This window comes from Nitrospirota bacterium (genome assembly GCA_016180645.1).
In the GTDB taxonomy this organism is placed as follows: domain Bacteria; phylum JACPQY01; class JACPQY01; order JACPQY01; family JACPQY01; genus JACPAV01.
Genome location: JACPAV010000020.1, coordinates 79,173 through 98,546, shown reverse-complemented (window position 1 = coordinate 98,546; position 19,374 = coordinate 79,173). Strand labels below are relative to the sequence as shown.

Here is a 19,374-nt window from a genome sequence, read left to right as displayed (position 1 = left end):
ATGCGTCTGCTCTCTTTTTCCTTACAGTCCGAGCGGCCCTACCGACCAGGACGCCCTTCGTGGCCTGTTTCTCCGGCGAGCTCTTCGCTGAAGTCTGTTGTCCGTCTTGAGGAGCTCCGTCTCCGTTGCGAAGCTGAAATGTTTGTCGTGCCCGATGATGATATGGTCGAGAAGCGTCAGCTCAAGAATCTTGGACGCATCCCGTATCTGAACGGTCACTTTCCGATCCTCTTCGCTCGGCTGGGGGTCTCCGGACGGATGGTTGTGGCAGACAATGAGGCTCGCTGCACCGCATTGGACCGCGCTTCGGAGGAGCCCGTTCACTCGGACCCCGCACGCGTTGATTCCGCCTACGCCGCTGATCTCGTAGCCGATGACGTCGCACCGGCTGCTGAGAAACAGAGTGACCAGGGCTTCGCGGTCCCATGTGGCAAGCGCTTTGACGGCCGTGTACGCGTCCTTTGACGAAAGGACTCGCCCGGGGTCGACAAACTCACAGTTCTTCCTCTCTTCGAAGCGCACGTGGATTTCCCGGAGGAGCTTTCGCACGGGCTCCTGCGCCCCGTTCCTTCCGTATCCAGACGGCTCACTTGTCAGGATAGGCGCGGAAACGACTGGCGCGGCGCAAGGACTGTAAGCTGATTCCACTCTTCGTCCCCGGAGCGACCCGTCCTCCGCAGTAGCTGCTACGGAGGGGGAAGTGCAGGGGGCGCGGTTTCCATCGGCACCCCACAGGAGCGCCATTTGCCCGCCGCTTTGCGTGTGTACCCTCATGTTCGCCGGCTCATCTCCTTGCTTACCCTCCCGCGTCCATCATGCGGCAGCCCGCAGTTCCTTTTCCTCCCAGAGTCCTCGCGTCCTGTTTCTTGCCTCTACCGCCGCCATGAACTCGCTCCATGCGAACCGGCGTCCGAGGCCGCGGGTGCTCTTCTTTTCATGGTCGCTCTCCTGCCATGTGCGCTCCACATCGAGCGCCCTTCGCAGGAGATCCGGGTGTTCCTCCTTGAGACCCAGGATTTCCGGTTTCTTCATGGCCGGGCAGAAGAAGCACGAACTCTTTCTCGGTACCGGGATGCCCGCCCGTGCGATGATCTCTATGCACTCGCTCCGTCCGAGTCCCCATTCCACGAGCGGGTGCCACCATTCGTATTTCCGATCGTCTTCCGGGACACGGAACGTCCTGCGCGTCTCGCCGGCGTCGTACCCGATGGCCTTGATGCACCGGGAGCCCCTGCGCCACGCCTCCTCGGCCGGCCGCCAGTGGTTGACGTACTTGTCTTGCGGCTCCTTCTTGAACCGCAGCGAACAGGAGTGCCCGCCGAACGCCAGCGACGGGAGCTGCCTCAGTCTCAGACAGCTCTCCTCGAGCGTGTGCGTCTTGCCGTTTCGCCGGACGGCCCGGACGACCTGGATGCCGGGCAAGTCGTGGTCTGTCAGCCATTCATTGAAGTCGATGATGTGGGCGTATGTCTCAGGCCGCTCGCCGCCGGTGTCCGCAAATAGGATGAGGTCCGGGCGGATGTCCCGGGCGTGCATCTCGATCAGCATCGCCGTCGAGTTCACGCCTCCTCCGAAGGCTACGATCAGGGGGCCTCTTCCTCGTCCGTTTCGCGTGGTTCCTCCGTCTCATGTCCCGCGGCCCATCGGCTTGCCGCCGGCATTTGTTTTCTTCTTGGACCTGTTCCGAGCTCGCGCTACCGGCCTCTTAGGCCGGCACGCCGCCCGCCTCCTCTGAGGAGGCCATCCCGGCTTCCTTCCTGAGTCTTGTGCATTCCTTGAGGACGAGTCTTTCGGCCTTCCTAAGATTAGTCGCCGCCGTTTCGAGCAAGTCCTCGATCTCGCGCTTGTCGGACATGAACGGATGCGCGATTTCCTTCGTGGCCGCGCTCAGGTCCTCCCGAACCGTTCGTACCCGGTCCACTGCGGCATTCGTCTTGAAATACCGCTCGGTGGCCTGGAGCCGATCAGCACGGAATCCTTTGGTCACCTGTTCGATCAGTTCCTCGCGGATCGTACCGTGACTTATGGAGACGTCCTCGCCATCGACGTCGCACCATTCCCACTCGTCCCCCAAGTAGTGCCGGGCGAGAAAGAACGCGTTTGAAAACCGTTCGTCGCCCCCTTCGAGCACCCGGATAAACTCTTCCGGGCTGCCTGCGTACACGATGAGCTTCTCCACCTCCAAGGGTCTCCCAGACTCGTCCTCGGCGTACGGCGCTTCGGCACGCTCTTCCTCGACGTCTTTCAGGATGAACGGAATCGACCCGATTCCTTCCACCTCGATCGACTCCGCCAAGGCCACATCGGGGCTTTCGTTCGATTGCCTCAGCCCCCTGATGATGACCCTGGGGCTCACGGCCCCGGGTATGAACGACGTATCGTGTCCCAGGAGGTTCAGTGTCTGCTCCAGGTCGGACGAGCTGGTCAGGACGGCCCTGCGCGTATAGAAATACCTTCCCAATCGCCGGACCATGATCCCGTTGTTTTCCCGGTACCAGCACTCGAAGTCCGTGGGATTATTCCAGCTTACCCTGACGTACCCAGGTATGAGCTCCTCCCAGATGGTGTGCCAGATGCCGGTTATCAGTTCCTTGGGTAGCAGTCCGCCGCCCAGCTGCTTGCACAGATCGTCGTCCATTGCCCCGATTTTGTCGGGCAGGTCACCGGCCCCCGTGATCGCCTTTTCAACGATGGTGACGACGGCATCAAGGAGAGACCCGCAGGCGTTCTTCAGGGCTTCGTTGTCGATCAGCTCGCTCCTCTCCGGAAGCCTGGGCCTCACCCCGCAGTCGGGACTTACAAACCACTCCCAATGCAGACACATGAGTTCCTTCGCAAGCATGGGTCTTCGGCACTTCTTCGCGGCCGCCTGCATCCCGTTCTGAAAGGCGGAGGATCCGCCGATCTCCGATCCGATCACGCGGTGTTCCCATACGGCATGGAATCCGCCTCGGTACGCTCCCGGTCGCGGACCGATCTTGGCCGGTCCCGCCGGCGTTTCTACGGTGAGCAGCGGTTGGAACCGGCTCCGGGGCTCGATGACCCGTCCGTTCAGTGTGAGCCTGAAGGGGTAGTAGGCTCGTGCCGATCGGACGGTTTCCTCAACCTCTTCGTCCTTGAGTGCGATCGCTCCGGGTTTCAGCGTGAGCTCGATTCGCGTGCCGCTCTGCGCTTCCGTCGCAGTCACGTTCTCCCAGGTCGCCGGCCCTCCGCTTAGGATCTCCGGCGTCAGAGTTAGACGCCATCGTCGCCCCGGGCGTCCCGATGTAACGCACGTCTGCGTGACGAAGGCCAGGTGGGCGAAAAATCCCAGCCCTGCAGGATCCACCACGGTGCCATTCCAGCCGCTGGCTCCCGCCCGGAGAAGGACTCCCGGTTCTTCCATGCCCGCGCCGTCGTCCGTGATCGACAGGAGCCCTGAGGTCTTGTCGACCATCATATCGACTTTCCCTGCCCCCGCACGGTAGGCGTTCTGCAGGAGTTCCCCGAGGGCGCAGACCCAGCTGCCGAAAAACCGTGGAAGTTCCCTGATGATGTTGGGATCCACTGACGCGCAAATCTCTGGCATGATTGTCCTGTCCTTTCGTGTGATGGGTGTGCCGCCGGCTATGCGGCGGCTGCCTGAAGTGGGGTCGCTTTGCTGCCGTCCTGCTTTCTCTCCCGGCGGCTGAACCGCCGAAGGTTGGCCTCAGTTGTCGCGAGCGATCTCATCGAACCGCTTTCGAGGTCGAAGTATGTGGCGAAGCGCCTCATCTCCCCCGTGACCAGCATGTCGTACAGGTACTCCGCCCCTACGGCCGCGGCCATTTGGTTGACGAACAGCCCCTGTTCGCCTCGCTCGATGCGCGCGGCGCAGGACGTCGGTGTGTCGCTCCGCCCGCAGGACGCGGAAGCGGTGCCGGACCTTCCTTCGCCCGCCGTAGCGGGCTTGCCACTCTGCGAAGCAGGGCTTCGCTGCGTAGCACGAGTCGCGAAGGCGGGAGCGGCTAGGATGGCCGACCCGGCCTCTTGCGGCTCGTCCTGTAGCAAATCGGGGTGTTGAAAGGAGGGAAGCGGCAGACCTTTCAGGAGTCGAACTCCTTCCACTCGATCGGGGGGACCGATTTTGCGCGCCAAGTTTCCGAAAAGCACCTGTCCCGACAGCCGGTGGTTGCCGAGGTCCAGCCAGAACCATCCCCCCCATGCTCCTTGGATCCACTCCGCGATTTCCCGGCGCGCGGCCGCCGTGTCTACACAGCCGACAACGAGTCCCCCGATGTGTCGATTGGCTTTATGGTCGTTTGCCCACACCTTGAAGTGTTCGACCACCGCCGTGCTGTTCCACCCGTACGCCCGGTTGTACCGCTCCGACAGAGCCTCTGCCTTTGGACGCCCCACGTCGGCGGGGCAGAAGTTTTGGCGTCCTACGTTTGCTTCCGTGACCGTGTCCGGGTCGATGAATACGACGTCGAGGGTTAGTCCTGTTCTCCTCGCCGTATGGGCGAGTCTCGCCAGGCTTCCGGAGAGGAAACTGCCTGTTCCACCGCAGCCCACGTGGAGAATCGAAAACTCTGCTCGTGTGTTGAAGACCATTCTCCAGAGAGGCGAAAAGTCGACGCAACGCCCCCATGATTTTTCATCTCGTCGTCCGTGGAGCGGAGCGGAGGGGACGATGACCTGTCCCCCTCTTTTCATCTTCGTCCTCGTGGGGTCAGGGCTTCCCAGCACCTTCTGAGCTGCTCGAATAGTCCCTGTGCGGTTTTCCCCGTAAGGACCAGTGTTCCCTCCGTGTCGGGATCCCGGGAGGTCGGATCTCCTTTCCCGGCTTCCTCTTTCAGATCGCGCGGCTCGGATCCCCCGTCCTCTTCCACGAGTGACGTTACGCCATCGAAAACGTCTTCTGCTCGAATCGCACCATGGTGTCCGTAGATGCCCACTCGCAGCGCCAGCTCCGGCCGTGTGCCGACTCGTCCCAGTACTCCGTACACTCGTAGTCCCTGCTCGTCGCGGTCGTCCGTTTCGGAGAACCAGGCCGCCATATTGTGGTGGCTGTGAAGGTCGACCAGAATGTTTGTGGGATCCTCAACCCTGTACTCCACGCCGGCGAACGTGCCAACCTCCGTCTCGGGATGCTCGAGGGTATACGTCTGCGCCTCTGGATCGTACCGGATCAAGAAGAGTGTCTCGCGCGGCGACATCTCCTCCGCCATTTCTCGGCTCTCCTTGAGTGCCAGTCCCATGAGCCTTCCGGGAACTCTTCCATGCGTCAGCGACAGGCTTTCCTCCAAGGTGGGAAGGAGCGGCGCTTTGAACGCGGCCGTCCGGATGGTCGCCGATAGGAGCGCGTTCTGTGCCCTCTTGAAGAGGCCGTTTCCCGCCAGCACGTAGTCGTATCCCGCCAGGCTTGCAACGGGCGGCAGCGACTCTCCCGTGTAGACGTGGTAGTCCACCAAGCTTCTGAGCCATGCTCGAGTTTGGCTATCGCAAGTCGGGTCCATGGTCCTTTCCGATCAGGTCTCCCAGCGTCAGGTGCGTCTTGATCAACTGGATTTCCGGGAAGCGCCTTCGACCTCGTATTCCCTCCCAAAGTCGTCGGACGTCTTCCGGGTAGGAATGGCAACGCCTTCCCGACAGGTCCGCGTTGAACTCGCTCTCCATGAAGACGTCGAAGGCTTTCATCATCGTTTGCGGATGCGCGTCCGGGAAGGGCGCTGTTCCCCGGCAGATCCTTCCGTCGGCGTAGATGTTCGGGAAAGGCGCCTCCCAAAGGACGGTGGACCTTTCCAGTGGTGTGCTCTTGAGGGCGTAGAGACGGTAGGACCGCTCCTCTCCGATAAATAGAAGTCGGGGATATGGAATCCTACCCGACCGGATCCGCCCGCTACTTTCCCGCCACGTGACGTCCCGGCGGCCCGGTGGGATTTCGACGCCGATTCGGGTCCCGGTCCCTCGCGATGCCCAGAAGACCGTGCCCTTGGGCAGGATTCCGCTTGTGAGCGCGATTCCCTGGAAGGCGTGCGCCAGATCTTCCGGTGCGACTTCCATACGGCGGATTCCCCGCTCGGACCGGACGGCCACGTGGATCGATTCGTCGTAGACGTCGATCCGGGCCCGCAGTTCCTGAGCCGCGTGCTCAATGTCCGGGATGAGGCCAAAGAGTGAGCTGCCGGTTGTCATGAAATCGTCCCTTCAGAAAGTTGTTCATCCCCGTTTCAAGGATGCAGGCCATTTCCTTGAGGCGGGGCGCTCCTCCTTCATCCACACGGTCGCGCATCCAGGTCGCGCGGCCGAGAATGCTCCTGGCGCGGGCGTACTCCTTCACCACGTGATCGATGTCGTCCCAGTTCGGCTCCCCCATCTCGCAGAACTCCTCATCGGAGTAGTCGACAAACGCGTTCCCGCCCTTCTTGAGCACCCAGGTGAGGAGGCTTGGGAGATGTCTCCACTGCCGCCCGGCTTTGACGCCTCGCAGCCATTTGAGGTCTTCTTGCCCTGAGCAGACTCCGCCCCAGACGCAGAATTCCTCTCGCAGGGGAACGCAGGCGGCGTCATGGAGAGGACCGAGGAACGACGGGTCGTCGCTACACATCGCCGCCGCCAGGCACGCGGCTTTCCCGAAGTCCGGAAGCGAGTCGTAATGGATCCCCATGACGTTGAGGGGGATCGTCGTCGTGATCTCATCCGCCTCTTCGCCCATGTAGTCCGGTATGGGGAGAACGTCCTCCTCCCTGAGGGCGTTCAAGAACTCCAGGAAGCAGCTGAGCGCTCCTCTTTGCCGCAGCACGTTTCCCAGGTACTCGGCCCGGGCCGGCAGGTGGCGCTGCGCGGCCAGCAGGAAGTTCTTTACCTCAAGAAGGGACTCGAGCTGTTCTGCCATCCAGCTGTACCTCAGCCGGTGGGTGCCGGCGAGAAGGAGTCCCCGGATGGCCGATAGACTTACAGGCCTGGCGGCGTTGTTTTCGAAGGAATGGCCCGAGTGCATTGGATTCGCTTGATGATGGCCTCCACGCCCCCTACTCGCCTTTCGAGCGTTCGGACGGCTTGCAGGATTTCATCGCCCCGCTTGATCAGCTCTCCTGCCGAGGGCTCCATTCTGAGGAACTCCCACACCTGTTCGCTCATGGGGTCGGCCGGGACCTTGATGAGTCCGTTCAGGATCCGGCTGATCGCCCCCGTTTTCGCCATGGCCGCTGCCGCCGAACGACGGCTTCTAGCGGCCTTTTCGTCCCGCGACTTTCCGGAAGGTGATCTCCTCCGTGCCGTCCGCCAGGGTGTTGGTTTGCGTCTCCGCCTCGGCCAGCTCCGGAAACGCCCCGCGCAGGACGTCCCGCACCTGCGTGATGCTTGCGCCGGGATCCGGATCGGGGAATCGCTTGCCGTCGTAGACGAACACCCGTTTCCTCATTTCCAATTGTCCCTGGGATGGGGGTGCTTCTTTGGTCTTGCCTTCTTGTGGTGTTTCCATCTTGTGCTCCTGTATTCCTTTTCTTCCGGATGGGTTCGTTGTCCTCTCAGAAGAGGCTCGGCTGACCCGATTTTGTCCCGGCAGGCGGCCCGTTCTCTGGAGATCCTGTCACGGGGGGCGTTCCAGCCGTGGCCTGGCCGGCCGTATGCACCGCCGCTTTCGTCGCCGGCGCACTGGGTGTGATGCCGGCACGTGAAGCCGTGTTCGTCTTGATCCTTCGGGCCTGTTTTTCCTCTTTGGCTTTCTTCTCGAGCCTGAATTTCTCCAGGTCGAGTCGGTAACCCGCCACAACGCTCCGTAGTGTCTCACCCATGTCCTCCGCCCGGACCTTGCGCGGTCCCAGGACGGGCGCCCCGGCCAGTGTTGACGAGACCACCATCAAGACGCCTTGGTCCGCAAACTGAAGCGTCACGACGACGCAAGGCCCCCGTGATTCTTCATCTCCTCGTTCGTGGAGCGCAGCGGAGGGGATGACTTCCCTTCCGGTTCGCTCGCCTTCTGGCAGTGCCTGCGCCTCGCCGCCGGCCGCCGCGGCCGGGGATGGTACGTCGTCAGCGGGCTCATCGTCCGTGTCCGTCTCAGCCTTGTCTTTTTCTGTCTCCGTCGTTTCCCCCTCCGTAGCAGCTCCCGCCTTCGCGAAGCCCGCTTCGGCGGGCGAAGGAAGGACTGCGCAGGACGGGTCCACCGGCGTGGCGGTCTCGTCGCGATTCGACTCATCATCCCCAGTGCCCGGCGTATGGGGCGATGATTCCCCACCGACTGGGGATGCATCGGTTGGCTTTTCCGGTTCCTCGCCCGTGCGGGCTTCAACCTGTGTTTCCTGGTCTTTCATCTTGAGGTCTCCTTCCTGCTGCCCTGTCGGCAGTGCTTTCTTCCATCTGATTTCAGTGCGCCCACTGGCGGCGCATGGATCCCATGATTTTTCATATCGCCGTCCCCGGAGCGTAGCGAAGGGGGCGGCGCACGAATGCCTTTGCTCCTCCGGCATCGGCGACGAAGACGACGTTCGTCTTCAGGTCGAACACGACCCAGTCATTGGCCGTGTGCTCGCTGTTACCAAGTTGTACCTTCTCAAGCTCGTACCGGTTTGCCGGGTCCCGCAGGAATCGAAGCCACGCCCAGTTGTCCGAGAGGCCGCATTCGAGCCGCCTCCCGTTGTCCAGGCATAGTTCATCCCCGTTGGGCTCCCAGTACGCGGCAACGTAGCGCCCGTCCCCTCCGGGGCGGTCCTTGAATGCCTCCAGCGCGCGTCGAAGGTCTGGATTGACGATGGGTCGGATCCTTTTCATCGGGGTCTCATTTCCGGTTGTGCTTCTGCCGCTTCCTGGTCCCGGCCAGGGCTGCGCGTCCAAGCCTGATCTCTTTTCTATTTTCCCGGCCTGGCGCGTCATACTCGGCCATGAATGCCTTGAGGGCGCGCCGCAACTTCTCCGCTGTCTGTTCTCTTTGCCTTCTTCCGGCGGGCCGCCTGTGCGGGCCGCCGATCACGCCTTGTTGTCTCATGATCCCTGCTCCGGGTGAGATATTCCCCCATAGGCTGCGGGATTGTGCCCTGCGCAGTACGCTTTCAGTCCTTCCTTCACGGCGCTCTGTACCGGCGGGTCGATCGCATCCGTCCAGAAAAGGCGGGCGTACTCCTTCCACACCTCCTCGAATTCGGCTCCTTGCAGCATGTGCTCCATGAGTCTATGGGCCGAACGCCGAATCGATCCTCGGCTGGATTGCAAGCTCCACCGAAAATCCTCCTCTACGATGGACTGCCCTATGCTTGCGGCTTCTTTCAGGATAGGTCTCTTCTCCTTGTTCCTCGGATGAAGGCCGTGCGGCCCTCTTGCCTCTTCGGCTTGCCCTGCCGGTCTGTTCGTGACGCTTTCCATACCCTCGTTCATCTGGAATGATCAGTCGCGCATCGGCATCACGAGTCCCAGTTCCGTGGTCTCTGAATCCAGGCTCTTTGCCTTGATGAGGACGGGCTGCTCTTCGCCGTAGAACTCGAACGTGAAACAGGGTTGAACGGGCCGCTCCGATAGCGTCTTCACCATGACTTGAAGCGTTTCAACCAGCAGGATCGGATTGAGGTGGATGCTGAAAACGGGCTTCTTCCTGGGAATGCATTTGTCCACAACGGGGAACTTCTTGTCGGACTTGGGTACCTTGACCACCTTGGGTGTGGTCAAGTCCGTGTGGGCGAAGGTGATGTCGCCGTTGATTGCGCAGGCGACCTTCCTCAGGATCGGGAGGCTTCTGGGGCCATCCTTGGCGGTCTTGAGGAACGCCCTCAACGTATCGACGGGAAGCACTGCTTCGGAATCGAGCGTGGTTGCCGGTACGCCGTCGAACATTGGATATTCCTCCACGGTCTCGCGCGGGAACGTCACGCGTACCATGGCGTTGCCGTTCGTCACCGTGAACGCCACGTGGTTTTCCCCGTCTGCGACGTGAACCTTGTCGTGGTACTCCGGATAACCCGACTTGAGCGCCAGGTCCGTCAGCGCGTAGACCGAGCTCGGAATCAGGAAGGCCGGCCGATAGGTCGGCGCGTCCAGGGCTTGTGCCACCCGCCCGATGGCGAGGGAGAGGCTGTCGAATGCGCGTTGAGTGAGAATCATTTTTTCTCCTTTCGGTTAGATTCGACCGAAATGCCGATAAGGACCCCGAACGTGGTTTGCTGCGGCCTTTTCCCATCGGGCCTTTGCTCTCGACGCCGCTCGCTCGGTATCGAAAAGAACCACGTCGTCATCGTCGCTGTAGAGCGAGAAAGATTCGAGCGGCTTGTCCAGCTTCCTGATTCGATGGACGGCAATCCGCACGGGCGCGCACACCGGACAAGGATTCTCGTTTTCAACCGTTTCCTCCGCCCGACCGGATCCCCCGCAGGCCGGGCATTCGTCGGTGAGAGCCTGCACCTTCTTGAGCCAGGCTTTTTCCTTTTTGGTCGGTTTCATTGTCCTCCCCTCTTATTGTCCGGATGGTCGAAATCTTCCGAATGCACTTCGTCGGCCCGGAACCGGCATTCATTTCCCAACCGCCGGGATTCTCTTTCCAAAGATCGAACAAGGCCCGGCAGACCGGAAGGATTCTGATAGGACACCCACCCGTAGGCCCAGCCGGGACCGCCGATGCGCGGTGTCGTCTGATACAAGAATCGGTACGGGGTATGGGTCAGTACGTTGCTTGCCGCCGACTTTTCATGACTGATACGGCCGGGGAAGGCGTCAGCCATTGATCTCCTCCTTCCCGGTTGTGTGCAGTGTCGTCCATGTGGCCCGATCCACGTGTTCGAGAATCCACACAAGCGCACCCGCGATATTGCGGTGGAATCGGTAGGAATAGCGGTGATCCGTCTCGTCCTTAACGTATCCCTTATCGGCCATCAGAGGATTTCGAAGCATCCCCACTCCGACGTTGGACGCCACGTAAAACCGTTTGCGTCCGACCTCGCGCCATGTTCCGATGGGAAGGCCCATCCATTTTCCCCGGCTCATTCCTTTCGGGGGCACGAGCAAATAGCCCGCGCAAATTCCCAACTCGCCCGCCGGCGGCGGTTCGATAAAGGCCCCGCCGCTTTCCCGGTCGGAATTGAACCGGATTTGAATCTTGCATCCGAATTCGCGCGTGAGCAGTTCGGCCGCCGCTTGGACCGTTCGGTCCAGTTTGTCCGTGCATCCTGAATAACCGCCCCCGGCAAGAAACCCGGTGGGGAGCCCGTTCACGCGAATCGGTGTCCCCGTGCTTCGTTCGATGTTTTTCATGTCGTCTCCTGCGCCGTGTCCCCGCGCTCTCCGGCCCGGATATTTCCCGGCAGATGCCGGCGGAAACATTCCAACCCGGACTCCAGGATCTTTCGAATCACGGAGTCGGCGACCTGTCCCCTTTCCATAGCCTCGTTTTCCCGGATCAGAAGAAGCTCCAAAAGATGACGGTCGGCGTCATCCACGAAACCCTTATTGACCCCTTCTGCATCTTCGGTGACATGTGCGGCATTGCGCGCCTCACAAATGACTTCTTCTTTTGCGCTCATGGCAGCCCTCTATCGGCCGCAAGGTCGTTGAAAATGCACCAGCAGTTCCGTATCCGTTCCGCCGATCTTTTGGACTTGAATCGAATGGACTCCCAGGAATTTCGACCCGGCCTCAATTTCGGCGTTGATTTCATCCTCGAAGCGACAATTGAAAGTTCCGAACCTTCGGACGTATTCCCCGCCCGGTTCGGCGTATCCGTGTTCGCGCTGGAACACTTCTACGGCTTCTTTTGCGATGGTCAAATTGCTTCCCGTGCGCGCCCGAAACAATTTGATGGCTTCGAGCTTTTTGCCAACACGGGCCACGGCCTTTTCTTCCTCGGTCAGTACGTCCGGCATAACGCCTCCTTTGGAATTCATGCGCATTTCGTTTCGGTTTCAGTCCACGTTGACGAGATGCCTGTATTTGCAGTCGCGCGTGATCCAGCCCCGCTCGCCCCCGGCGTCATGGTGCGGGAGCTCGATTTCGACGTATTCGCCGCGCCGCCGGATCCGATAATCCCTCACGATGTTGCCCGAGCGCCCGCTTCGGATTTCAAGCGACAGTTCAACGTCCGGATGGTCGAAACAGAAACGCGCCGCCAGCGCGAACTCTCGCGTGAGCGCCGTTTTCTTCCTGGCCATCGCTTCGGGCGACACGCTATTCCCGTAGAGGTAACTGCGGCCGGATTCCAGGCAACGCGCGAAATCGCCGTACTCGTCCCACTCGCCCCTCTCCAGGGCCATCCCGAACCAGTAGTTCGGCCCGGAACAGAACCCGTATCCCGTCCGCTCCCGCAATTCGGCCAGGGTTTCCGCCGGATGACTCTCCTGGATGATGGGACGCCCGCTTCCCGCGAGCTTCATGCAAAATAGGATGTGTTGTTCGGAAGACCCTCCCGGCAGCACCCCGGCCATTTCGCCGTTCCTTCGAATCACCCACGAGTCGCCTTCCCGTCTTGCCCTGGTTCCTGTTTCCATCATCCCTCCGTTTCAGGAAATGCTCCGTCGTTCATCGGCATCATCCCACCACCTGAAACACCGCCGAAGGCGGTTAGGTCTTCTCGGCCCTCTGGGCCGGTTTCAGGTGGTGGGATCACGAGCCCGAGCCAGCCCTACGCGCCACCTGACATTTCCGCTCCGGGTCTACCTACGCGGCGAGGCGAGCCCCGTCGTGGCCTGGGTCTCCCTCTTCGCCCGTCATCCGCACGGCGACCTCGGTGAGGAGCGATAGGCAAAGGTTCATCTTCCGGCGTCCCGTTCACCTCCGAACGGGACGCCGGAATCATGGAGACAAAAGGGGAAACCAGGGACGTGAAGCGCCCCGTCAGAGATTGAAGAGCTTGCGCCGGCCGGGGCAATCGGCCCCGTTGATCCTACAGATACTCTGGAGCTTTTCCCGGTACGAGAACGACCAGTTTGCCTCGAATGTGCCCAGGGTCGGAGACAGAAAGATATTTCCGAACCAAACGGGCTTCCTCCTCGCGAGTCAGATTGCCCTCGGCAATCAAGATGCCGCCGGTTGATCCACTCTTGCACTTTCCCGCCAGAGCACGGTCTCGAGTCACGATCAGCCTTCCCTCCTTCTGGGCCCTCTCAAACACCCAAGTGTCAGGGCGGCCCCGGTCGGCCGTCTCATTCACATAGGTGACGTCATGACCGAAAAAACGCAGGACCTCAACGGCATCTCGTGAGACGTTTTCGTCAACGAAGAACTTCACGTGGGAGGTGGCACATGATCCGCCGGCAGGCGGGCGTCAAGGCGTGGCCTGCTGATCGGAAAGGCTCATGGCGGCGTAGGCCAGGCAGGCGTAAACGTCCTCACGGGTCAAACCCTGAAATCCGCCAAGGAGTTCATCCAAACTCTCTCCTGCCGCCAAGTGTGAGAGGATCACAGACACGGGGATGCGGGTACCCTTGACGCAAGGTGAGCCACCGCAGATGTGCGGGTCCCGAGCGATTCTCGTCATGGTCTCCGAAGCAGTCACGAAGCTCATTTTACCATGCCCGGCAAGGCGCGCCAGTGGGCACCAGCCAAGGATGGCGCAGTACCGTGAGAGGAAGAGGCCCACGGATGGGCCGCATGTTGCACGGCAGGCGCTCGCACGCGCTCGTCTCTCTCGTGTCCGGTTCATTTCGATCCGAATCACGCTGCCTGTTTCGCATCTTGTTCTTTCGTCTCTTTCCCGCCGGCTTCCATTCGCGCGGCGACCTCGCTGAGGAGCGAGAGGCAAAGGTTCATGGCCAGTTTCACCGGTACCGCGTTGCCGATCTGCCGCACCTGGGCGCTCTGGGTGCCGCTGAATCGGTAGTCCCTGCCGAATCCCATGGCCGCCGCAAGTTCGCCCGGCCTCAGCATCCGGAACAGGATGTCGATCGCGTAGCGCGTTCCATCCTTGCCCTCCCCAAGGAGGGGATGGACGAGTCCGAACCGGTCCCGTGTGGTAATCGTGTCGAGTGGTCGTGTCACCGGCTGGTTCTGCGTTTTCGCGTCCTTGTAGAATTTGATCAGATGGGGATCCACCACCCCGTAGTGGTTTACTGCGGTGACCGTCCCCAGTGGGGCCTCGGCCGAGTGGGCCCGGTGGCTATCGGCTCCGCCGTGCCCGACTTCAACGATGAAGGGCTGGACGAGCGCCCTGCCTACTCCGCCGTAGCGGCTGCGAAGGCTGGATCGGTTTTCCGTGAGAACGGTGCTGAGAGGCTCTCCGACGCTCTTCGGCTTCCGTCCCTGTCCTTCAGGACCTCCCGCCGAGATCACAAAAGGCTGTACCACCTTGATGTCCCGGCCCGTGCCGACGAGCGTTCGTAGCGGCCGATGGATCGAATCCACCGCCTCGTTCTTGAACGTCCGGTGCGACAGAATGAACGGCTCGCACAGCGCGATGCGCGCTTTGGTGGTGATCGCGGCAACCGGATCCTTTACGTCTCTCACCTGTTGGCCGTTTCCACCGTGGTGATCGATGGCCAGCAGGAAGGGCTGAACAACACCTACGTGTCCGCCTCCGGCCGTGATCGTCGGCAAGGGCAGCTTCACGCTGCGTGTCTTGCTCGTTCCCCGCAGGAGCACGAGGAAAGGCTCCGCCGCCTTCCCGCCGAATTTCCTGAGTCCGGCTTCAATGCGCGCCAGGGTCTTCGCCGACAGCGGTCTTTTCCGCCTGAAAATCGACTCCCCCGGTAGGGACCAGTCGATGATGTCCTTCGCCGGACGCCAGGGCTTCAGCGTCCCGAAGAGCCCTTTTGTCTTTTCTCGCGAGTGCGTGGGGACCGGCCACTCGATCCGTTTGTGTGCCGGACGCCGCCCCAGGATGAACAGCCGCTCCCGCGTCGTCGCATCTCCATAATCGGCGGCATTGAGCACCCCTTCTTCGACCCGATATCCGAGCGACCGGATGGCGTTCAGGAAAGCCCGGTAGGTCTCTCCTTTCTGGCCCTTGAGGGGCCGTCCATCCGCGCCCAGCGGCCCCCATTCCCTGAACTCCGTGACGTTCTCGATGAGGACGTTCTCGACATAGAGTTCCTGAAGCCACTTGAGGACGAGCCACCCGGACGCGCGCAGCTGGTCGTTGACCGGCCGGCCGCCTCTGGCCCGGCTGTGGTGCGTGCACTCGGGACTGGCGACCAGGAGATGGAGTCGCCCGCTGGGGACGACTTTCTTGGGGTCGACGTCCTGGAGTCGTGAGTGGAGGTGCCTGGCCCATGGATGATTCGTCCGGTGGGTTTCGATGGCCGTGTCCCAGTGATTGATCGCCAGGAGGTCGATCTCCACGCCGAGCTGACGGCAGGCCAGCGCCAGACCCGTCGAGGTCCCGCCGGCGCCGCAGAAGAGGTCCGCGGCGTAAATGACCCGCTCCTTCGCCATATCCTGCTACGCGAAATGTCCCAGCGCCCGGCGCAGCATTTGAATCGTCCGGAGGTCGCTCTGGCGCACTTGCGATCGCCCCCCGTAGTCTTCATCGGACGTGGTGTCGTAAACACCTTCCAGGTGGTAAAGACCCTCGCGGGCGGCCTTAACAAGGTCGTTGATCGGGCTCTCCACCAGGTGCGTTACGGCTCCGCACCTCCGGCACTCCCCTGAAGGCACGATTTCCCCGGCGGAGAGCCGCTCCGTAAGTCCGGACATTTCACGCAGAGGAATGATCCCCGCGTCCGTCAGCCGGCGTCCGCAGTTCTCGCACTGGTGCCGTCGCCGCCGGCTGCCGGCTTTCGAGCGGGCCTGAATCCGCTTCACTCTTCCTGGACGTTTGGTTGATCCCATTGCTTTCCCCTTCTCCACTGTTCACCCTCTTCCAGGACGTTCCGCCACCACGAGCTCGCCTTTGCGCGCAGCCCCGTCCAAAGACACTCGATCCGTACGCCCAGGGGAACGTTCGGCTTGATTTTCATTATGTGTTTGCGCGTCGCCCGTCGGATCATGGCCCGTTCCTTCAGGCCTTGGAGGCCCATGGCACTCATTTCGCTGACGAGTCCCCGGACCCCTTCTTGCGCCGCCTCGAACTGCTTCCACTCCGCCATGTCCAGCCGAAGAGGTCCGCCCGCCATGAACCGGTCGAGCCGAAAGGCGCAACGCCTGAATTGCCAGGTCCGAATCTCCGTCCATGTCCAGGAAAGGAGCCCGACGAGCACCGTCCCCAGCCTTCTCGCCGCTGTCTTCATCGCGTAACTCCCTTGTTTTCGCGGTTTGCTGCCATCGTCATCCGTTCCTTTCTTGTTCGTTTGACTTCCAATGCACCGATTTCCTGCCGGTGGGCCGGGTCGGCCATCCCCGTGCCAGGGAAGGTACGGGGCCGTGCAATGTCGCCGCGCCCAGGACGGCGCGGCATGGACCACGGCCTGGCCGCTTCCCCCTTCGCTCCGCTCCGGGGACGGCGAGATGAATTCCCATGGGGACGGGGCGCCGCCGGCACCGCTTCGGCATCCTGCCGGCGGAGCTAGTCTTCGTTCGGCAGCATGATCGTGATGACGGGTTCGGGCGTATCGCCTGGACTGCAGATCGCTTTGAGCGTGACGAGCGGGGGTGTGACCTCCCTGTTGTCGCTACGGACATGAAGCTTGAAAAGACATGTCGATCCATTGGCTCGCCGCATCTGCCACCGCAGCATCCATAGGACGTCCCACAGTCTTCCCTTTTCGTCCTGGCCCGTCACACCGGGTGGGATTTCCACATACTTTCCCCAGACGGCTCGCGTGAGAGCTACGGGGTATCGGATCCCGGCTTCTTTCGCGGTTTCGCTCACGTCCACAAGGACGCCGTCTTCCAACGCCTGCGCCCTAGTATATGAGCAGATGACCGGGCCGAATACCTCGCTCGCGGATGCCTCTTGGTCGTTCATTGCTTCCTCGTTTCGTGGTGGTCCGTTGAAGTTCTTCGGGGCTTGGCAGCGCATATGTTCGGTCGGCGACTCTTGATCCATATCAATCAAGGTCGGCTTCTCCGTTCTCGATGCGGCTTGTTCTTCTTCCCCAGGGGGGATTGAATGATCTACTTCTTGGGCTCTTTGGGTGGGCCTGACTGCGTGTTCAGGGGTTGAGGATCGCCTGCCCCGGCGGGGGAATCGAAAATCGTCTTGAACAGGTGGTACTTCGCCCTGCCGGCTTCGCTCAGGTCTTTCACGAACAAAGCCTCATCGTCTGAAATGTAATATACGGGGAGCTGTGTCTTCTTGTCCGTTCCTACGAGACCGGCCTTGAGCGCCGTTCCGCGGTCTTTGGTGACCCAGGCTTCGCCGAATGGGGTCTGGATCCGGCTTGCGACCGTGCGGCCTTGCGTATCCGTGATCACTTCGGGAAGCGTTTCCCTTGCAGGATCGGACTTGTCCATCACTCTTTGCGCCCCGCGACCTGGCTCTGCCGGCCGCTATCCTCAGCGGCCGATCTGTTCCGGGCCCTCAGGTTCTTTTTCCAGGCGGCGAAGTTCCACCTTGATGCACGAAATGTGGTCGATGAGCCACGCCCTTCGCGCGAGCTTTCTGCTGCTGGACTGAAACCGTCGCGTCTCCCCCCACCGCCACTGCGCCCGACTTCGCGCCAGTTCGTCTTCGTATCTTCGCAGTCGCTCGCGAAGGTTCGCCGCCTTGTTCATCGTTCCCGCCGTTCCTTATCGAATCCGAATCCCGGTCTCTCAAGGGTCCGTTGTTGCGTCACCTCCGTGGTGTCCCCGCTATGGTTTGATCGATGCACCGAGCCAATCGCTCCCTTGAGCACATCGCCGATTCCGAGAACGCCATCCGGATCCACGAATTCGTCTTCGCCGTTGTAGCCCTCCAGTCGCTCGCGGCGGATGACCTCGAGGGCCAGCACGCACGCCCGGTAGAGTTTCGGGGCAGCTTCAATCAGGCGCGCGTCTGCCTGGCGGATGTCCCCGGTGTGGAAGACCATCTCGACTGACCCGCTGTTGAGATCCCCCTGGCAGTAGAACCCACCCGCCTCGCTTCGGCGAATCTTCCAAGGCTCTCGGGTAAACAGCGGATCCGGTAGGACCAGGGGCGCGGCTTTCGTCGACATCACGCCCCCACCGGCGTGAGGCTTGCCGCCAACTCCGGATAGAACGAGCGATATCGCCGATACTCCCTCGTCCCCGTCACGGGATGGTCACGGTGCCGAAACTCATGGTACCAATGTCCGTCTTCCGCTTCGGCTGTCCCCATGTACTGCCAGTCCTCCCCCGATTCCGGGTTCGGTTCCGACGTGGCCCCCAGGGAGGCCCACGCCTCGTTCCAGAGCTTCGAGTCTCGATCCGCGAATACGAGCTTCATCGCACCTCCGCCGCGGCCGTGCCCGAACTTCGCCCCTGGGCCTCGGCCACGCTCCCCCCTGCGGCCGCCATCTCGCGGAGCTGCTGCACGCTGATTTCGTGGGTCGTAACGTACACGTCCGAGTGTTTCGGGATGGCCGTCCACGCCACCGCGTCATCGCGTACCACCATCTGCACGCACTCGACCCGCTGGATGTGCTGCTCCGGGATCTGGATGCGGGTCCTCGACACGTACACTCCCTGATCCGCCAGCACCCTGTCCACCTCGTCCTCAAACTCTGTGTCCTCGCGTTCAATAAGGTCATCGCTCCACGAGAAGAACACGACGCTCTGATCCCAATAGTACATTTCGAACAGATCGGGATCACCCTTCTTGGCTTTGCGGAGCCTCCCGATCCTGCGCAGGCACAGGGTCACGAGGGGTGTGGCCATTTCAACCGCGCCGTAGTCGCAGTCGCCGTTGAAGTGTTCGTCGGTGGACGTAGTCCTTAGGACGATGGTGGGCATGGGGTGTCCCCTGTCTGTTTCTCGAACTGCCGGAGCGCGCATCGCAGCTTGCCAAGAGCCTTCACATCATTCTCATACGCTTCTGAATCGCTCGCGTAGTTCTCGGGCGACGTCGAGTCAACCAGCGAGGCCAGGCGGTCCTCCGCCCACCGTGCGGCATCCACCAGAGTCTTTACGGGGCCGACCGGCTCCGTGAGATGGGTGAGCGCCCCGCACGCCATGCACTCGCCGGACGGGGAGATCTCGCCCGGTGAAACCCGGTCGAAATAGTCCCGGATCCCAACGGGAGGGACCACCTGCCTGTCCGACAGCAATCGATCGCAATTCTCGCACTGGTGTTGCATGGCTTCCTTGTCCGCGCCCGTCTCTGGTGTCTTGGACTCCGTGGTGCTCAATCGAACCTCCTGTCGCCCCGAGGGGCCTCTTTCCTGACGCAACCCGCGATGTCTCTCATGGTCCATTCACTCGATCCATCCCACGGCGAATGTCGATAGGAACGCCAGTACCACCCGCCCCGCCCCAGGGTCTTGTGGTTCAGGGTGTTCACCAGCTCCCGTGCGGAGGGCGTGTCCGTGATTTCAAACTCTCTGCGGATGTACCCATTTTGTGAGAACTCCAGGATCATCGCCTCCGCTCCTTCTGTCTTGATCGCCACGCGAGCCTTCGCGT

At 61.6% G+C, this 19,374-nt stretch carries 32 protein-coding genes; all 32 read right to left on the bottom strand.

All coding sequences use genetic code 11. The features are described 5' to 3' along the window. Positions 1 to 21: 21 nt before the first annotated feature. The gene (locus HYT87_13075) at positions 22 to 549 is read right to left on the bottom strand and encodes a JAB domain-containing protein (protein MBI2060696.1); all 528 of its coding nucleotides are present in this window, start codon (positions 547 to 549) and stop codon (positions 22 to 24) included. 264 nt (positions 550 to 813) lie between these two features. Next, the gene (locus HYT87_13070; protein MBI2060695.1) at positions 814 to 1,563 is read right to left on the bottom strand and encodes a phosphoadenosine phosphosulfate reductase; all 750 of its coding nucleotides are present in this window, start codon (positions 1,561 to 1,563) and stop codon (positions 814 to 816) included. A gap of 142 nt (positions 1,564 to 1,705) precedes the next feature. Continuing rightward, positions 1,706 to 3,568, bottom strand: a complete 1,863-nt coding sequence (locus tag HYT87_13065) for an ATP-binding protein (GenBank protein ID MBI2060694.1) — start codon at positions 3,566 to 3,568, stop codon at positions 1,706 to 1,708. 38 nt (positions 3,569 to 3,606) lie between these two features. After that, complete coding sequence (locus HYT87_13060) at positions 3,607 to 4,674, bottom strand: ThiF family adenylyltransferase (GenBank protein MBI2060693.1); 1,068 nt, start codon at positions 4,672 to 4,674, stop codon at positions 3,607 to 3,609. Next, positions 4,671 to 5,432: a hypothetical protein gene (locus HYT87_13055; GenBank protein MBI2060692.1), complete on the bottom strand. Its 762-nt coding sequence runs from the start codon at positions 5,430 to 5,432 to the stop codon at positions 4,671 to 4,673. The genes HYT87_13060 and HYT87_13055 overlap by 4 nt, the downstream gene beginning before the upstream one ends. Before the next feature lie 25 nt (positions 5,433 to 5,457). Beyond that, entirely contained in the window at positions 5,458 to 6,156 is a 699-nt protein-coding gene (locus HYT87_13050; GenBank protein ID MBI2060691.1) for a hypothetical protein, read from the bottom strand. Further along, positions 6,113 to 6,856: a hypothetical protein gene (locus tag HYT87_13045; GenBank protein MBI2060690.1), complete on the bottom strand. Its 744-nt coding sequence runs from the start codon at positions 6,854 to 6,856 to the stop codon at positions 6,113 to 6,115. Before HYT87_13045 ends, HYT87_13050 begins: the two co-directional genes overlap by 44 nt. 59 nt (positions 6,857 to 6,915) lie before the next feature. Further along, positions 6,916 to 7,164 (bottom strand): hypothetical protein, encoded by a 249-nt coding sequence (locus HYT87_13040; protein MBI2060689.1) that lies wholly within the window; start codon positions 7,162 to 7,164, stop codon positions 6,916 to 6,918. 25 nt (positions 7,165 to 7,189) lie between these two features. Continuing rightward, complete coding sequence (locus HYT87_13035; protein MBI2060688.1) at positions 7,190 to 7,444, bottom strand: PRTRC system protein C; 255 nt, start codon at positions 7,442 to 7,444, stop codon at positions 7,190 to 7,192. Positions 7,445 to 7,490: 46 nt separating this feature from the next. Continuing rightward, positions 7,491 to 8,276 carry a hypothetical protein gene (locus tag HYT87_13030; protein ID MBI2060687.1) on the bottom strand — a complete coding sequence of 262 codons (786 nt, stop codon included), beginning with the start codon at positions 8,274 to 8,276 and terminating at the stop codon, positions 7,491 to 7,493. A 91-nt stretch (positions 8,277 to 8,367) separates the two neighbouring features. Beyond that, positions 8,368 to 8,733 (bottom strand): hypothetical protein, encoded by a 366-nt coding sequence (locus HYT87_13025; GenBank protein ID MBI2060686.1) that lies wholly within the window; start codon positions 8,731 to 8,733, stop codon positions 8,368 to 8,370. Positions 8,734 to 8,943: 210 nt separating this feature from the next. Then, positions 8,944 to 9,117, bottom strand: coding sequence for a hypothetical protein (locus tag HYT87_13020; protein MBI2060685.1), 174 nt, complete (start codon positions 9,115 to 9,117; stop codon positions 8,944 to 8,946). 225 nt (positions 9,118 to 9,342) lie between these two features. Next, a complete protein-coding gene (locus tag HYT87_13015; GenBank protein MBI2060684.1) occupies positions 9,343 to 10,053 on the bottom strand; it encodes a hypothetical protein in 711 nt (236 codons plus the stop codon). 15 nt (positions 10,054 to 10,068) lie between these two features. Then, entirely contained in the window at positions 10,069 to 10,389 is a 321-nt protein-coding gene (locus HYT87_13010) for a hypothetical protein (GenBank protein MBI2060683.1), read from the bottom strand. Then, entirely contained in the window at positions 10,386 to 10,667 is a 282-nt protein-coding gene (locus HYT87_13005) for a hypothetical protein (GenBank protein MBI2060682.1), read from the bottom strand. Before HYT87_13005 ends, HYT87_13010 begins: the two co-directional genes overlap by 4 nt. Continuing rightward, a complete protein-coding gene (locus HYT87_13000) occupies positions 10,660 to 11,196 on the bottom strand; it encodes a hypothetical protein (protein MBI2060681.1) in 537 nt (178 codons plus the stop codon). The genes HYT87_13005 and HYT87_13000 overlap by 8 nt, the downstream gene beginning before the upstream one ends. Next, a complete protein-coding gene (locus HYT87_12995) occupies positions 11,193 to 11,465 on the bottom strand; it encodes a hypothetical protein (protein ID MBI2060680.1) in 273 nt (90 codons plus the stop codon). The genes HYT87_13000 and HYT87_12995 overlap by 4 nt, the downstream gene beginning before the upstream one ends. 9 nt (positions 11,466 to 11,474) lie before the next feature. Beyond that, the gene (locus HYT87_12990; protein ID MBI2060679.1) at positions 11,475 to 11,804 is read right to left on the bottom strand and encodes a hypothetical protein; all 330 of its coding nucleotides are present in this window, start codon (positions 11,802 to 11,804) and stop codon (positions 11,475 to 11,477) included. Positions 11,805 to 11,843: 39 nt separating this feature from the next. Continuing rightward, a complete protein-coding gene (locus HYT87_12985; GenBank protein ID MBI2060678.1) occupies positions 11,844 to 12,383 on the bottom strand; it encodes a hypothetical protein in 540 nt (179 codons plus the stop codon). 437 nt (positions 12,384 to 12,820) lie between these two features. Beyond that, the gene (locus tag HYT87_12980) at positions 12,821 to 13,165 is read right to left on the bottom strand and encodes a DUF5615 family PIN-like protein (GenBank protein ID MBI2060677.1); all 345 of its coding nucleotides are present in this window, start codon (positions 13,163 to 13,165) and stop codon (positions 12,821 to 12,823) included. Between the two features lie 36 nt (positions 13,166 to 13,201). Continuing rightward, on the bottom strand, positions 13,202 to 13,414 hold the full coding sequence (locus HYT87_12975) for a DUF433 domain-containing protein (GenBank protein ID MBI2060676.1): 213 nt from the start codon (positions 13,412 to 13,414) through the stop codon (positions 13,202 to 13,204). 176 nt (positions 13,415 to 13,590) lie between these two features. Continuing rightward, positions 13,591 to 15,306 (bottom strand): DNA cytosine methyltransferase, encoded by a 1,716-nt coding sequence (locus HYT87_12970; GenBank protein MBI2060675.1) that lies wholly within the window; start codon positions 15,304 to 15,306, stop codon positions 13,591 to 13,593. A gap of 6 nt (positions 15,307 to 15,312) precedes the next feature. Next, positions 15,313 to 15,675 (bottom strand): hypothetical protein, encoded by a 363-nt coding sequence (locus HYT87_12965; protein ID MBI2060674.1) that lies wholly within the window; start codon positions 15,673 to 15,675, stop codon positions 15,313 to 15,315. Further along, positions 15,672 to 16,100, bottom strand: a complete 429-nt coding sequence (locus HYT87_12960; GenBank protein MBI2060673.1) for a hypothetical protein — start codon at positions 16,098 to 16,100, stop codon at positions 15,672 to 15,674. The genes HYT87_12965 and HYT87_12960 overlap by 4 nt, the downstream gene beginning before the upstream one ends. Positions 16,101 to 16,375: 275 nt before the next feature. Next, entirely contained in the window at positions 16,376 to 16,777 is a 402-nt protein-coding gene (locus HYT87_12955; protein MBI2060672.1) for a hypothetical protein, read from the bottom strand. Positions 16,778 to 16,926: 149 nt separating this feature from the next. Further along, positions 16,927 to 17,265 carry a hypothetical protein gene (locus tag HYT87_12950; protein ID MBI2060671.1) on the bottom strand — a complete coding sequence of 113 codons (339 nt, stop codon included), beginning with the start codon at positions 17,263 to 17,265 and terminating at the stop codon, positions 16,927 to 16,929. A 42-nt stretch (positions 17,266 to 17,307) separates the two neighbouring features. After that, entirely contained in the window at positions 17,308 to 17,526 is a 219-nt protein-coding gene (locus HYT87_12945) for a hypothetical protein (protein ID MBI2060670.1), read from the bottom strand. Next, entirely contained in the window at positions 17,523 to 17,948 is a 426-nt protein-coding gene (locus HYT87_12940; GenBank protein ID MBI2060669.1) for a hypothetical protein, read from the bottom strand. Before HYT87_12940 ends, HYT87_12945 begins: the two co-directional genes overlap by 4 nt. After that, positions 17,948 to 18,199, bottom strand: a complete 252-nt coding sequence (locus HYT87_12935; protein ID MBI2060668.1) for a hypothetical protein — start codon at positions 18,197 to 18,199, stop codon at positions 17,948 to 17,950. Before HYT87_12935 ends, HYT87_12940 begins: the two co-directional genes overlap by 1 nt. Then, a complete protein-coding gene (locus tag HYT87_12930) occupies positions 18,196 to 18,705 on the bottom strand; it encodes a hypothetical protein (GenBank protein ID MBI2060667.1) in 510 nt (169 codons plus the stop codon). Before HYT87_12930 ends, HYT87_12935 begins: the two co-directional genes overlap by 4 nt. Continuing rightward, entirely contained in the window at positions 18,687 to 19,100 is a 414-nt protein-coding gene (locus HYT87_12925) for a hypothetical protein (protein ID MBI2060666.1), read from the bottom strand. Before HYT87_12925 ends, HYT87_12930 begins: the two co-directional genes overlap by 19 nt. Next, positions 19,097 to 19,360 carry a hypothetical protein gene (locus HYT87_12920; protein ID MBI2060665.1) on the bottom strand — a complete coding sequence of 88 codons (264 nt, stop codon included), beginning with the start codon at positions 19,358 to 19,360 and terminating at the stop codon, positions 19,097 to 19,099. Before HYT87_12920 ends, HYT87_12925 begins: the two co-directional genes overlap by 4 nt. Positions 19,361 to 19,374: the final 14 nt, after the last annotated feature.

Coding starts and splice junctions, on each gene's coding strand:
- HYT87_13065 (MBI2060694.1), bottom strand. CDS start 3,568: ATGCCAGAGATTTGCGCGTCAGTGGATCCCAACATCATCAGGGAACTT.
- HYT87_13060 (MBI2060693.1), bottom strand. CDS start 4,674: ATGAAAAGAGGGGGACAGGTCATCGTCCCCTCCGCTCCGCTCCACGGA.
- HYT87_13050 (MBI2060691.1), bottom strand. CDS start 6,156: ATGACAACCGGCAGCTCACTCTTTGGCCTCATCCCGGACATTGAGCAC.
- HYT87_13045 (MBI2060690.1), bottom strand. CDS start 6,856: ATGGCAGAACAGCTCGAGTCCCTTCTTGAGGTAAAGAACTTCCTGCTG.
- HYT87_13040 (MBI2060689.1), bottom strand. CDS start 7,164: ATGGCGAAAACGGGGGCGATCAGCCGGATCCTGAACGGACTCATCAAG.
- HYT87_13035 (MBI2060688.1), bottom strand. CDS start 7,444: ATGGAAACACCACAAGAAGGCAAGACCAAAGAAGCACCCCCATCCCAG.
- HYT87_13030 (MBI2060687.1), bottom strand. CDS start 8,276: ATGAAAGACCAGGAAACACAGGTTGAAGCCCGCACGGGCGAGGAACCG.
- HYT87_13025 (MBI2060686.1), bottom strand. CDS start 8,733: ATGAAAAGGATCCGACCCATCGTCAATCCAGACCTTCGACGCGCGCTG.
- HYT87_13020 (MBI2060685.1), bottom strand. CDS start 9,117: ATGCTGCAAGGAGCCGAATTCGAGGAGGTGTGGAAGGAGTACGCCCGC.
- HYT87_13015 (MBI2060684.1), bottom strand. CDS start 10,053: ATGATTCTCACTCAACGCGCATTCGACAGCCTCTCCCTCGCCATCGGG.
- HYT87_13010 (MBI2060683.1), bottom strand. CDS start 10,389: ATGAAACCGACCAAAAAGGAAAAAGCCTGGCTCAAGAAGGTGCAGGCT.
- HYT87_13005 (MBI2060682.1), bottom strand. CDS start 10,667: ATGGCTGACGCCTTCCCCGGCCGTATCAGTCATGAAAAGTCGGCGGCA.
- HYT87_13000 (MBI2060681.1), bottom strand. CDS start 11,196: ATGAAAAACATCGAACGAAGCACGGGGACACCGATTCGCGTGAACGGG.
- HYT87_12995 (MBI2060680.1), bottom strand. CDS start 11,465: ATGAGCGCAAAAGAAGAAGTCATTTGTGAGGCGCGCAATGCCGCACAT.
- HYT87_12990 (MBI2060679.1), bottom strand. CDS start 11,804: ATGCCGGACGTACTGACCGAGGAAGAAAAGGCCGTGGCCCGTGTTGGC.
- HYT87_12975 (MBI2060676.1), bottom strand. CDS start 13,414: ATGACGAGAATCGCTCGGGACCCGCACATCTGCGGTGGCTCACCTTGC.
- HYT87_12970 (MBI2060675.1), bottom strand. CDS start 15,306: ATGGCGAAGGAGCGGGTCATTTACGCCGCGGACCTCTTCTGCGGCGCC.
- HYT87_12960 (MBI2060673.1), bottom strand. CDS start 16,100: ATGAAGACAGCGGCGAGAAGGCTGGGGACGGTGCTCGTCGGGCTCCTT.
- HYT87_12955 (MBI2060672.1), bottom strand. CDS start 16,777: ATGAACGACCAAGAGGCATCCGCGAGCGAGGTATTCGGCCCGGTCATC.
- HYT87_12950 (MBI2060671.1), bottom strand. CDS start 17,265: ATGGACAAGTCCGATCCTGCAAGGGAAACGCTTCCCGAAGTGATCACG.
- HYT87_12945 (MBI2060670.1), bottom strand. CDS start 17,526: ATGAACAAGGCGGCGAACCTTCGCGAGCGACTGCGAAGATACGAAGAC.
- HYT87_12940 (MBI2060669.1), bottom strand. CDS start 17,948: ATGTCGACGAAAGCCGCGCCCCTGGTCCTACCGGATCCGCTGTTTACC.
- HYT87_12935 (MBI2060668.1), bottom strand. CDS start 18,199: ATGAAGCTCGTATTCGCGGATCGAGACTCGAAGCTCTGGAACGAGGCG.
- HYT87_12930 (MBI2060667.1), bottom strand. CDS start 18,705: ATGCCCACCATCGTCCTAAGGACTACGTCCACCGACGAACACTTCAAC.